The 12,585-nt window shown below is 73.4% G+C and carries 9 protein-coding genes; 4 read left to right on the top strand and 5 right to left on the bottom strand.

Annotation, left to right across the window (positions count from 1 at the left end):
- Positions 1 to 42 precede the first annotated feature (42 nt).
- Entirely contained in the window at positions 43 to 933 is an 891-nt protein-coding gene (gene ppk2, locus K8U61_RS00045; protein WP_224120912.1) for a polyphosphate kinase 2, read from the top strand.
- Position 934: 1 nt separating this feature from the next.
- Entirely contained in the window at positions 935 to 1,411 is a 477-nt protein-coding gene (locus K8U61_RS00040) for a 4'-phosphopantetheinyl transferase family protein (protein WP_224120911.1), read from the top strand.
- Here K8U61_RS00040 and K8U61_RS00035 read toward each other — a convergent pair.
- The 5 genes from K8U61_RS00035 to K8U61_RS00015 are packed head-to-tail and all read right to left on the bottom strand — an operon-like array spanning position 1,359 to position 10,647.
- Positions 1,359 to 2,681 carry a M1 family metallopeptidase gene (locus K8U61_RS00035; RefSeq protein WP_224120910.1) on the bottom strand — a complete coding sequence of 441 codons (1,323 nt, stop codon included), beginning with the start codon at positions 2,679 to 2,681 and terminating at the stop codon, positions 1,359 to 1,361. The two genes, K8U61_RS00040 and K8U61_RS00035, sit on opposite strands and share 53 nt — an antisense overlap.
- Positions 2,678 to 6,538 carry a Pls/PosA family non-ribosomal peptide synthetase gene (locus K8U61_RS00030; RefSeq protein ID WP_224120909.1) on the bottom strand — a complete coding sequence of 1,287 codons (3,861 nt, stop codon included), beginning with the start codon at positions 6,536 to 6,538 and terminating at the stop codon, positions 2,678 to 2,680. The genes K8U61_RS00035 and K8U61_RS00030 overlap by 4 nt, the downstream gene beginning before the upstream one ends.
- A gap of 44 nt (positions 6,539 to 6,582) precedes the next feature.
- Positions 6,583 to 7,809: a multidrug effflux MFS transporter gene (locus K8U61_RS00025; RefSeq protein ID WP_224120908.1), complete on the bottom strand. Its 1,227-nt coding sequence runs from the start codon at positions 7,807 to 7,809 to the stop codon at positions 6,583 to 6,585.
- Complete coding sequence (locus tag K8U61_RS00020) at positions 7,806 to 8,381, bottom strand: TetR family transcriptional regulator (protein ID WP_224120907.1); 576 nt, start codon at positions 8,379 to 8,381, stop codon at positions 7,806 to 7,808. Before K8U61_RS00020 ends, K8U61_RS00025 begins: the two co-directional genes overlap by 4 nt.
- Entirely contained in the window at positions 8,374 to 10,647 is a 2,274-nt protein-coding gene (locus K8U61_RS00015) for an arylsulfatase (RefSeq protein WP_224120906.1), read from the bottom strand. Before K8U61_RS00015 ends, K8U61_RS00020 begins: the two co-directional genes overlap by 8 nt.
- A gap of 78 nt (positions 10,648 to 10,725) precedes the next feature.
- Between K8U61_RS00015 and K8U61_RS00010 the strand changes: the two genes are divergently transcribed.
- A complete protein-coding gene (locus K8U61_RS00010) occupies positions 10,726 to 11,367 on the top strand; it encodes an acetoacetate decarboxylase family protein (RefSeq protein WP_224120905.1) in 642 nt (213 codons plus the stop codon).
- 204 nt (positions 11,368 to 11,571) lie between these two features.
- Positions 11,572 to 12,159: a hypothetical protein gene (locus tag K8U61_RS00005; protein ID WP_224120904.1), complete on the top strand. Its 588-nt coding sequence runs from the start codon at positions 11,572 to 11,574 to the stop codon at positions 12,157 to 12,159.
- Positions 12,160 to 12,585 lie beyond the last annotated feature (426 nt).

Raw genomic sequence — 12,585 nt, 5'->3', positions numbered from 1 at the left:
CGGGTTCGCCGTACGTTCACCGAGCGTGGGTACCTTCCGGCCATGCTCACCGACGTCCGCGAGTACATCGACCAGCTGCAGATCGAGGGCCACACCATCGGTGAGGACCACGACGACGACCCGGTGCTCATCGACCCCGACGGACGCGCGGTCGACACGTGGCGCGAGAACTACCCCTACGACGAGCGGATGCCGCGCGAGGAGTACGACGAGCAGAAGTACCTCCTCCAGGTCGAGCTGCTGAAGTTCCAGTCCTGGGCGGCCGAGACCCAGACCAAGCACGTGCTGCTCTTCGAGGGGCGCGACGCGGCCGGGAAGGGCGGCACGATCAAGCGCTTCATGGAGCACCTCAACCCGCGCTACGCCCGGGTGGTCGCGCTGACCAAGCCGAGCGACCGCGAGCAGAGCCAGTGGTACTTCCAGCGCTACGTGAAGCACCTCCCGGCCGCCGGCGAGATGGTGCTCTTCGACCGGTCCTGGTACAACCGCGCCGGCGTCGAGCGGGTGATGGGCTTCGCCTCGCCGCCGGAGTACGAGCAGTTCATGGCGCAGGCGCCGCTCTTCGAGCGGATGCTGGTCGACAGCGGCGTCTCGCTGTCGAAGTTCTGGTTCTCGGTGACCCAGTCCGAGCAGCGCACCCGCTTCATCATCCGCCAGGTCGACCCGGTGCGGCAGTGGAAGCTCTCCCCCATCGACCTGGAGTCGCTGGACAAGTGGGACGACTACACCGCCGCCAAGGAGGCGATGATCCGCCGCACCGACTCCGAGTGGGCACCGTGGACGACGGTGAAGAGCAACGACAAGAAGCGCGCCCGGATCAACGCGATGCGCGCCTTCCTCTCGCGGTTCGAGTACGACGGCAAGGACGCCGACGTGGTCGGCGAGCCGGACCCGCGGATCGTGCAGCGCGGCATCGACGCGGTCGGCGACTGAGATGCTCGTCGCGGTGCTGGCGCTGGCCCTGCCCGAGGGTCTCGAGCGGGCGGAGCGACGGGCCCTGGTCGCCGACCACCTCGCGCACGGGCCCGGCCGGCCGACCCGCCTGTGCCCCCACTGCGGCAGCGTCGCCCACGGCCGCCCGCTGCTCGCGGGCCGTCAGCTGAGCCTCGCGTACGCCGACGGGCTCGCCCTGGTGGCGATCGCCGACGCGCCGGTCGGCGTCGACGTCGAGCGCGGTGACCACCTCGCCTGGACCCGGGTCGAGGCCCTGCTCAAGGCGACCGGCGAGGGCCTGCGCCGAGATCCCGCCACCGTGGACGGCATCCCGGCGTGGAGCGCGCCGCTGCCGCTGCCCGCGCCGTACGTCGGGACCGTGGCGGTGCTGGGCGTGACCCGCGCCAGCGTCGACCTGCGCGAGGTCAGCCTGCGGACGGGAAGTGCGGCAGCGCCTCGTCGTAGAGCCACGGCCTGAGCAGCATCCGCGCGTCGTGGCCGGTGCGGTCGCCGGCGTGCTCGAGGAACTGCTCGGTGGTGACCGAGCCGCCGGAGTGGTCGGCCACCCACGTGCGGAGCACCTCGAAGAACGCGTCGTCGCCGACCGCGACCCGCAGCGCGTGCAGGGCCAGCGCCCCGCGCTTGTAGACGCGGTCGTCGAACATCAGCTCCGGGCCGGGGTCGGAGAGCAGGAGGTCCTGGTCGAGGCCGTCGAGCTTGTCCCAGTGGTGCCGCGCGTGCTCGGCCGCCGTGCCCTGGCCGGACTCCTCCGACCACAGCCACTCGCTGTAGCAGGCGAAGCCCTCGTGCAGCCAGATGTCGCGCCAGTGCGTGAGCGTCACGGCGTTGCCGAACCACTGGTGCGCGAGCTCGTGCGCGACCAGCCGGGTGCGCTGCCAGTCGGGGTCGACGTAGTTGCGCCCGAAGGTCGAGAGCATCTGCGACTCGAGCGGGATCTCCAGCTCGTCGTCGGTGACGACGACGGTGTACGACGGGAAGGGGTAGGGCCCGAAGAGCTTCTCGAACGCCGCCACCATCTCGTGGTGCCGGCCGAGCGCGTCGGCGACGGCCTGCTCGTCGAGGTCCTCGGGGCCGACGACGGCGACCGGCACCCCGGACTCCGGCTGCGGCACCGGCCAGTCGACGTACCGCCCGATCTGCAGGGTGGCGAGGTAGGTCGCCATCGGCGCCGTCTGCTCGTAGTCCCAGGTCTCGCTGCTGCCGTGCCGCTGCCGCGAGACGAGCTCACCGCTGCAGGCGACGTGGTAGCCCACGTCGGCGCGGACCTTGATCCGGTAGGTCGCCTTGTCGTCGGGGCGGTCGTTGCACGGGAACCAGGTCGGCGATCCGTGCGGCTGCGCCGCGACGATCACGCCGTCGGTGAGCTCCTCCCAGCCGGCGTCGCCGAGGTGCCGCTCGGCGACCGGCTTCGGCGCCCCGGTGTAGCGGACGGTGACCGTCAGCTCCGTGCCCGGCCTGGCCTCGCGCTTGAGGTCGAGCACGAGCCGGTGGGCCGGCCGCCGGTAGCGCGCGAGCATCCCGCCGGAGACGGTCACCTTCGCGACGCGCAGGTGCGCCAGGTCGAGGGTCAGCTGCTTGGTCGGCTCGAGCACCTCGACGCTGAGCACCGCGGTGGCGTCGAGCCGGTTGCCGGCGACGGCATAGGTCAGGTCGAGGTCGTAGTGGGCGACCCGGAAGCGGCGGTCGCCGTGGCCGGGCAGGTAGGGGTCGGCGGTCGGTCCCGTCACGAGCCGCTCACCCGGGCGGCCTCGGCCCACGGCCCGATCGGGTTGCCGATCCACACGGTCTTGTCGGGCACCGACTCCCCCCTCATCACCAACGACACCGGTCCGACCGTAGCGTGCCGGCCGATGGTCGCCGCGGGCAGGATCACGGAGTTGGGCCCCAGCGTCGCGCCGCGCCGCAGCTCGACCCGGTCGGTGGCGAGCAGCCGGTCGTGGAAGAGGTGGGTCTGCACCACGGTGCCCTGGTTGACCGTCGCCCCGTCGCCGAGGGCGATCAGGTCGGCCTCCGGGAGCCAGTAGGTCTCGCACCAGACCCCGCGGCCGACCGTCGACCCCATCGCCCGGAACCACGCGGTCAGCAGCGGCGTCCCGGTCACGACGCGCGCGAACCACGGCGCGGCCACCACCTCGACGAAGGTGTCGGCGAGCTCGTTGCGCCACACGAAGGAGCTCCACAGCGGGTGGGTGCCCGCGCGGATCCGGCCGACCAGCAGCCACTTGGCCGCGGTCGCGACCAGCGCGGCGCCGACGCCGGCGACGAGGAGCGCGAGGGCCACGGCGACCAGCCCGGCCGGCACCCCGGCGTCGTCGTACGCCGCCAGCGCGACCAAGCCGACGGCGGCGTACAGGCCGACGGAGACGAGCACGGCCAGGACCCGCGCCAGCTCCCAGGCGGCCCGGGCGACCTTGAGCCGGGTCGGCGGGGCGTAGGTGCGCTCGTCGTCGCCCTCCTGGGCGGTCCGGCGCAGCGCGGTCGGCGGGCTGCCGAGCCACGACTCCCCCGCCCGTGCGGTCTTGCGGTTGGGTGCCGCGGAGAGCACCGCGACCAGCGCCCGCTTGGGCACCTTGCGGCCGGGCGCGGCCATGCCGGAGTTGCCGACGAAGGCCCGCTTGCCGACCTTGACCCGCTCGATGCGCAGCCAGCCGCCGCCGAGCTCGTAGCCGCCGATCAGCGTGTCGTCGGCGAGGAACGCGAGCGCACCGACGCTGGTCATCGCCGGGACCATCAGCACCGTCGACGCCTCGACGTCGTCGCCGATCCGGGCGCCGAGCAGCCGCAGCCAGGTCGGGGTCAGCTGCGAGGAGTAGAGCGGGAAGAGCCAGGTGCGGGCCTCGTCGAGGACCCGCACGGTCGCCCAGACCTGGAGTGCCACCCGGCCGCGCACCGGGTAGACGCCGGGCTCGAGGCCGACGGCGCAGAGCCGGACGAGTCCGAGCACCATGAGCGCGAGCACCACGAGCGCGACGACCGTGCCGAGCGCCGCCCACGGGAGGGCGGCGACCACGAGCCCGCGCAGGGTGTCGTCGGGCAGGTCGGCGAGCGGCGCGAGGAGACCGACGGCGACGGTGATCGCGATCGCCGGGAGCAGCCCGAGCAGCGCCGCGGTGGCGGCGTACGCGCCGACCCAGGCGCGTGAGCTGGACGGCCGGTCGTCCCACGGCCCGCGGGCGGCGCCGCTCACCCGGACCGCCGGCGCGCCCGACCAGAACTCGCCGTCGGGCACCACACCGAAGACCGCGGAGCCGGCCGCGACCTCGGCCTCGTCGCCGACGACCGCACCCGGGCAGAGCATGCTGCGGGTGCCGACCCGGGCCCGCTTGCCGACCCGCACCTCGCCGAGCCGCAGCACGTCGCCGTCGACCCAGTAGCCGGTGAGGTCGACCTCGGGCTCGATCGAGCAGCCCTTGCCGAGGCGCATCATCCCGGTGACCGGCGGCAGCGAGTGCAGGTCGACGTCGCGGCCGACCTTCGCGCCGAGGAGGCGGGCGTACCAGGTGACGTACGGCGCGCCGGCGAGCGAGTGGGCGCCCAGCTGATCGGCCAGGCGCTCGGCGGCCCAGAGCCGCAGGTGCACCTTGCCGCCGCGCGGGTGCTCCCCCGGCGTGACGCCGCGCAGCACGAGCCGCGCGGCGCCGGCCGCGAGCAGCATCCGGCCGGGTGGGGTCAGGAAGACGAGGGTCGCGACCACCAGCAGCCACCGCGGCGCGCGCGGCAGCACGTCGAGGTCGAACGCCGCGGAGGCCAGCGCGCTGGCGAGCAGCAGCCAGGTCAGCCACCGGGGCGCGGCGGCCGAGCGGAGCAGCAGCGTGCCGACCACCTGGCCGGCCTGCGTCTTGAGCGGCGTGGGCGGCACCGAGCGGTCGGTGGTGGCGTCGCCGCCGTCCGCGAGCGAGTCGACGTAGGCGGCGAGGCCGCCGAGCGTCGGGTGGTCGTAGATGTCGCCGATCGCGACCTCGGGGTGCCGCGTGCGCAGCTTGGTCACCATCTGCGCGGCGGTGAGGCTGCCGCCGCCGAGGTCGAAGAAGTCGTCGCCGCGGCCGGTGACGCTCGCGCCGAGCACGTCGAACCACAGGCGCGCCACCCACTCCTCGGTCGCGTCCAGGCCGCTCGGCGCCGTCGGGGCCTCGGTCGTCACCGGCCAGGGCAGCGCGTCGCGGTCGACCTTGCCGGACGTCCGGGTCGGGATGTCGTCGACCGTGACCACGCGGGGCACCAGCGCCGCGGGCAGGCTGCGGCGCAGCTCGGCCATCGCCGCGGCGGCGTCGTAGCGCTCGTCGACGATGACGTAGCCGACGAGCACCGAGTTGCCCGACGAGGTCCGGCGTACGGCGGCGGCCGCGCCGACCACGCCGACCAGCGCGAGCAGCGCGCTGTCGACCTCGCCGAGCTCGATCCGCCGACCGCCGAGCTTGACCTGGTCGTCGGCCCGGCCGCCGAAGAGCAGGCCCTCCGGGTCGTTCACGACGAGGTCGCCGCTGCGGTAGGCGCGGTCCCAGCCGAGGGTCGGCATCGGGGCGTACTTCTCGGCGTCCTTCTCGGGGTCGAGGTAGCGGGCCAGCCCGACCCCGCCGATGATCAGCTCGCCGGTGCCGCCCTCGGGGACCGGCATGCCGTCGCCGTCGACGACGGCGAGGTCCCAGCCGTCGAGCGGGAGGCCGATCCGCATCGGCCCGTCGCCGGTGACCAGCGCGCCGCAGGCGACCACGGTCGCCTCGGTCGGGCCGTAGGTGTTCCAGACCTCGCGGCCCTCGCGGACCAGGCGGCCGGCCAGCTCGGGCGGGAAGGCCTCGCCGCCGAGGATCAGCAGCCGCACCTGCTCCAGCGCGTCGTCGGGCCACATCGAGACCAGCGTCGGCACCGTCGACACGACGGTCACCCGGTTGGCCGACAGCCACGGGCCGACGTCGATCCCGCTGCGGACCAGCGCGCGCGGCGCCGGCACCAGGCAGGCGCCGTAGCGCCAGGCGAGCCACATCTCCTCGCAGCTCGCGTCGAAGGCGACCGAGAGCCCGGCCATCACCCGGTCGCCCGGGCCGAGCGGTGCCCCGTGGAGGAAGAGCCGCGACTCGGCGTCCACGAACGCCGCCGCATTGCGGTGGGTGACCGCGACGCCCTTCGGCCTCCCGGTCGACCCGGAGGTGAAGATGACCCACGCATCGTCGTCGATGGAGGGGTCCACGCGCTCCCGCGCGGGCGCCGTACGCCGCGGGGCGAGCGCGAGGTCCGCGCCGACGACCGCGACGGCGTCGGACTCCTCGAAGACCACCCGCGCCCGCTCGTCGGGGTCGTCGGCGTCGACCGGGACGTACGCCGCGCCGACGAGCAGGGTCGCCATGATCGCGATGTAGAGGTCGGTGGTGCCCGACGGCACCCGGATGCCGACCTTGTCGCCCGGCCCGACCCCGAGCGCGGCGAGCTCGTCGGCGACGTCCTCGGCGGCGTCGGCCAGCTCGGCGTAGGTGAGCACCTCGACGCCGTTGTCGATCGCCGGGGCCTCCGGGGAGGCCAGCACCGTCGCGCGGAAGACCTCCACCAGCGTCCGGGGCGGAGGTGCCAGGTCACCGCGCAGCAGACTCACGCGCGACACCCAAGCAAACGCGGGTGAACGAACGGTGTCCGGTCTCAGCCGACGTGTGCGGCCCGCTCCCCGCGCCGTACGCCGGCGAGGGTCAGGCCGGCGGCGACGTACAGCGCCGAGGACAGCAGCGCCATCGCCAGCACCGTCTGGTGCCCGACCACGCCGGTGAGCGGCAGCGCCAGCGACCCGGCGACGAAGGTGAGCCCGCCCTGGAGCGCGGACGCCGTGCCGCCGGCGCGCCGGCCGATCTCCTGGGCCAGCGTCGTGGTCGCGGGGATGGTGAGCCCGTTGCCGCCGACCATCACCGCCAGCAGCACCCACGTCGGCGCCAGCCGGACGTCGTCGCCCGCGATCAGCGCGTAGGCGAGCAGCCCGACGACGGCGCCGGTCGAGATCGCCAGCCCGGCCCGCCGCAGCGGCACCGGCCCGACCCGGGCGACCGAGTAGCGGAAGACGAGGCTGCCGACCGCCATCAGCGCGGCGTTGGTGGCGAAGAGGACGGCGTACGCCGTGGTCCCGATGCCGAGCTGGTCCTGGAGCACGATCGAGGAGCCGCCGATGTAGACGAAGAAGCCCGCCGTTGCGAAGCACTGGACGGCGACGACGCCCAGGAAGAGCCGGTTGCGGAGCATCTCCCGCATCCGGACCAGGCTGTGCCGCAGGCCGTGCGCGTGCCGCGCCTCCGGCGCGAGCGTCTCGGGGAGCCCCAGGACCATCCCGACCCACATCAGGATCCCGACGACGGTCAGCGCCGCGAAGACGTCGCGCCAGCCGCCGAAGGCCAGGATCACGCTGCCGACGGCCGGTGCGACGACCGGTCCGAGCAGCACGATCGAGGTGAGCATCCCGAAGCGCCGCGCCGCCTCGACGCCCGCGTAGCGGTCGCTGATGACCGCCCGGCCGAGCGCCACGCCGCACCCGGCAGCGGCGCCCTGGACGACTCGGCAGCCGAGGAGCGCCCAGATGCTCGGCGACACGGCGCAGCCGAGCGAGCTGAGCGCGAAGACCGCCGAGCTCACGACCAGGATCCGGCGTCGGCCGACGCCGTCGCTGACCGGGCCGAAGACCAGCTGGCCGGCGGCCATGCCGACGATGAACGTGGTCATGGTCAGCTGGGCGAGCGTCCCCGAGGTGTGCAGCTGGTGCTGCACCTGCGGCAGCGCTGCCAGGTAGGCGTCGGTGGCGAGCGGTCCGACGCCGACCACCAGGACGAGCGAGGGGAAGTGCAGGCGCGTCGGCGTACGACGGGCCCGCTCGATCGAGGTGGTCAACGGAGCGCGTCGAATCCGGCGTTCACGAGATCGGTCAGCGAGCCGCCCTCGAACATCCAGGTGGTGGCCGCCGCCCGGAAGACGCCGAAGCCGGCCGCGGCCAGGCTCTGGGCGGCCACGTCGCCGCCGAGCTCGCGCGCCACGACGTACTCCCAGGAGAGCACCATGTCGAAGACCCGCCCGCGCAGGAGCACCGACGAGGCGGCGGCCCGCTGCCGCAGCTCGACCCGCTCCCGGTCGTCCTCGAAGCTGCGGGCGAGCGTCGCGACCGCGGCCCGGACCACCTCGAAGTCGCTCAGGTCGCGGCGCACCAGCTCCCGCAGCGCGGCCCGCAGCTCGGCCTGGCGCTCGTCGCGGCCCATGTCGAGGACCTCGTCCTTGGTGGCGAAGTAGCGGAAGAAGGTGCGCGTCGAGACGCCGGCGTCGGCCGCGATCGACTCCACCGAGGTCTGGTCGAAGCCGTCCTCGGCGAAGCGCCGCAGGGCAGCGTCCTCGAGCGCGCGACGCGTGCTGGCCTTGTGGGTCTCGCGTCGGCCCTGCTCCGGAGGTGGGGTGGTGCCCCTGTCAGTCACCCGCCAACGCTATCCGGAGCTCGGCGCTCCGGTCAGGTCTCGCGTGAGGATGACCACTCCGCAGCTCCACCGCGCGCAGGTCGCCGGTGAACGCGAACGGCGGGGCGTAGTCGGCGCTCACGGCGAGTCCGCGGTCGCGCCCGACCAGCATCCCGGCACCCGACGAGCCGAGGTTGGGGAAGAAGAGGAAGCCGGGCAGCGGCGTCTCGGCGACGTCGACGGCGTCGACGGCCAGCACCAGGCGGGCCTGCGGCCCGGGCTCGTAGCGGACGGTCAGGACGTGCTCGCCCGCCGGCACCGGCTCGGGCGCGGTCAGGCGGGTGGTGGTGTCGAGCAGGGCGACGGTGGCGACCAGCCGGCCGTCGAGGAGGTACGTCGCCCAGCCGCCGTGCCGGTCGCCGATCGCGGTGATGATCCCCTCGGCGCCGCCCTCGGGGACCACCACCCGCGCGGTCAGCTCGAAGCCGCCCATGATCGCGGGCAGCTGGCTCTCCTGGACCGGGCCGCCACCGGGCGCGTAGCGGCCGACCGTCGCCGGCGGGAACTCGCCGGGGTGCATGTGCGCCATCGAGCCCGGGAACTCGAAGAGCGGCAGCACCTGGTTGCGGCCGGCCTCGGCCCACCACAGGCCCTCGAGCCGCCGGACCAGCTCGGGGTGCTCGTCGGCGACGTCGTGGGCCTCGGAGAAGTCCTCGGCGAGGTGGAAGAGCGACCAGCGGTCGGTGTCGAAGTCGAAGCTGCCGACGAGGTGTGCGCGCTCGTCGAACTGGTTGGCGACGTGGTCGGTGACCGCCATCCAGCCGTCCTCGTAGATGCCGCGCGAGCCGAACATCTCGAAGTACTGCACCAGCCGGTGCTCGCCCGCGTCGGGCTCCGCGAAGCTCGGGAGCAGCGAGCGTCCGTCGACCGGCTGCTGGTGCACCCCGTCGACGACGTCGGGCTGCGCGATCCCGGCCGCGTCGAGGACCGTCGCGTAGAGGTCGACGGCGTGGCAGAACTGCGGCCGTACGCCGCCGCGCTCGGCCAGCCGGTCGCCCCAGCGCACCACGAGCGGGGTGCGGACGCCGCCGAGCCAGGCGTAGCGCTTCCACAGCCGCAGCGGGCCGTTGCCGGCCCAGGCCCAGCCGTAGGGGTAGTGGTTGTAGGCGTCCGGGCCGCCGATGTCGTCGATGCGGGCGATCGCCTCGTCGACGTCCTCGCCCAGGCCGAGCCAGCCGGCGGCCTCGTTGAGCGTGCCCGTCGTACCGCCCTCGGCGCTGGCGCCGTTGTCGGAGAGCACCATGACCAGGGTGTCGTCGGCGATGCCCTGCTCGTCGAGGTAGGAGAAGAGCCGGCCGAGGTGGTGGTCGGTGTGGGTGAGGAAGCCGGCGAAGACCTCCATGTAGCGCGCGAAGAGGCGTCGCTGGTCTTCCGGGATCGCGTCCCAGTCGGGGATCCACGGCGGCCGCTCCGGCAGCGTCGTGCCGTCCGGGACGAGCCCGTCGGCGATCTGCCGGTCGAAGGCGCGCTGCCGCCAGGCCTCCCAGCCGTCGTCGAACTGCCCCCGGTAGGGCTCGACCCACTCCTCGGTCACCTGGTGCGGCGCGTGCGCAGCACCGGGCGCGACGTACAGGAAGAAGGGCTTGCGCGACTCGGCCTGACGCTGGTCCTGGACCATCCGGATTGCCTGGTCGACGAGGTCCTCGGTGAGGTGGTAGCCCTCCTCCGGGGAGGACGGCGGGTCGATGTGGGTGTTGTCGCGGACCAGCTCCGGCGCCCACTGGTTGGTCTCCGCGCCGAGGAAGCCGTAGTAGCGCTCGAAGCCCTGGCCGAGCGGCCAGCGGTCGAACGGGCCGGAGGCGGAGTACTCGTTCTTGGGAGCGAGGTGCCACTTGCCGACCGCGAGGGTGTTGTAGCCGTTGTCCTTGAGCGTGCGGGCCAGGGTCGCGGCCGAGCGCGGGATCCGGCCGGTGTAGCCGGGGAAGCCGAGCGCCGCCTCCTGGGTGACGCCCATGCCGACCGCGTGGTGGTTGCGGCCGGTGAGCAGCGCGGCGCGGGTGGCCGAGCAGACGGCGGTGACGTGGAAGCGGTTGTAGCGCAGGCCCTGCTCGGCGAGTCGGTCGATGTGCGGCGTCGAGATCCCGGAGCCGAAGCAGCCGAGCTGGGCGAAGCCGACGTCGTCGAGGACCACCATCACGACGTTCGGGGCATCGGGCCCGGGCTTCGGGTAGTCGACGAAGCGGGGCTCGGACGTGTCGTGGCGCGTGGTGATCCGCTGGGCAGGCACGGGACCATCCTGTCACTTGACTGACAGTTCCGTCTCGGCGTTGTGGAACGAGTTCTACAGGTACGGCAAGATGCCCGCATGACCATCGAGTGGGTGGCGTCCCGCGACGCCGAGGTGTCCTACCCCGCGGCTCCCTGGGACATGGTCGGCCAGCTGTGGCTGTCGATCTTCCGGCTGCGCGAGCCCGTCGACGAGCTGCGCCGGGCCGGCGTGTACGGCGCGGCGTTCGTCTCCTACGAGCCAGGCAGTCCGCTGACCTACTCCGAGCTGCTCGTCGCCCGGCTGGTCCCGACCGAGCAGCACGGCCGCTGCGTGTCGATCACCGACATCTGGGTCGACTCCCCCGCCTCGGTGGCCGGCGGCCGCGAGCTGTGGGCGATCCCCAAGGGCCTGTGCGACTTCGAGCTCGACACCAGCCACCGCGGGCCGTTGTCCTCCACCGACTGGTCGGCGTCGCTCGGCCGCTCCCCGATCGCGAGCGCGTCCTTCACCGACGTCTCGCGGGCGATGCTGCGGGTCCCCTTCAAGGGCACCACCTGGCAGCCCGGCATCGACGACACCGACGGGGAGGAGCGCACCGCCGTGCTCCAGGGATCCTCGAAGGCGCTGCCCTGCCGCGGCCGCTGGGACTTCGCGGCCGACGGCCCGCTCGGCTGGATGCGCGGCGCGCGCCAGCTCGCCTCCTTCCGGCAGGCCGACTTCCGGATGTCGTTCGGCTGAGCGGCACCTCGACCGATGCCGGAGTGCCGTTCCACCAGCCGCCGTGGTCACCGACGACCGTCGGGCTGGTCCTCGAGTCCCGTCGGGCCCGCCCGCCGCAGCAGCTGGTCCGCCCCCTGTCATGACGCTGTGAAATCGGCGGACAACCTGTGAGTACGCCGCCTCCGACTCAACCGCATCTCACAGGTGACGACTGGTTGCGGCATGACCATCAACAGCATCGGGAGCATCAGCTCCCTGCTCTCCACGCAGGGGTCCTCGCAGACCCAGCGCGGCAAGAGCCCGTATGAGGCCGCCGCGGACGTGCTCGGCATGTCCGCGGACGACATCAAGACGGCCGTCGAGGGCGGCCAGTCCCTGATGGACCTCGCCGAGCAGCAGGGCGTGTCCTCCGACGACCTCCTCTCCGCACTCAAGGAGAACGCCCCCTCCGACCTCCAGGGGTCGGACCAGCTCGACGAGATCGTTGAGAAGATGGCCAACCAGACCGGCAGCCTCGGCCCGGGTGGCCCGGGTGGCCCGGGTGGCCCGGGCGGTCCCGGCGGTCCGCCTCCCGGCCCCCCGCCGAGCGGCGTCATGTCCGGCAACCTGACCGACACCCAGAGCAGCACGATCGACGCCCTGAGCAGCCTGCTCGACATGGACAGCGACGACCTCACCAGCGCGATCAAGGACGGCAGCCTCTCCGACCTGCTCCAGCAGGCCGGCGTCGACATGACCGACCTCTCCTCCGCCCTCGAGACCGCCCTCGCCGGCAGCTCCACCGGCTTCCAGGTCGACGTCCGCGCCTGACCGCGTCGACGAGGGCCGGCGTCTCCCCCGCCGCCGGCCCTCGTCCTCGCTGGACCACCCCGCTGGTTGAGGTGCGAGGCGCGCCAGCGCCGAGCCTCGAAACCCCGGAAAGCCAACCATGGCCTGGCGTCCTGCGATCCGACTCGTGGCGTCCTCCCGTCGGCGCCAGTGTTCGTGCCTATCGGGACGACGCCGACTTGCGGTCAGCGAGCAGGCGTTGCGGCGCGCGATCACGGCTCGGGATCGTGACCATCCTGTGACCCAGAACCCTGTGGATATGGGGGTTCTGAGCATCTCAGTGAAGCTCCTATGGGTGTCAAGCGGCGCGGATCCAGGCGCGGTAGCGGTCGACGAGGGCGGTGTCGATGAACAGTCCTCGCTCCGTGCGGCTGATGGTGATCTGGTGAACGGCCAGGGCTTCGGCTG

Origin of the sequence: Nocardioides mangrovi, assembly GCF_020073815.1 — a bacterium.
In the GTDB taxonomy this organism is placed as follows: Bacteria; Actinomycetota; Actinomycetes; order Propionibacteriales; family Nocardioidaceae; genus Nocardioides; species Nocardioides mangrovi.
Note: the sequence above shows the minus strand (reverse complement) of the source record. Positions and strands in the feature narration are given on the sequence as shown.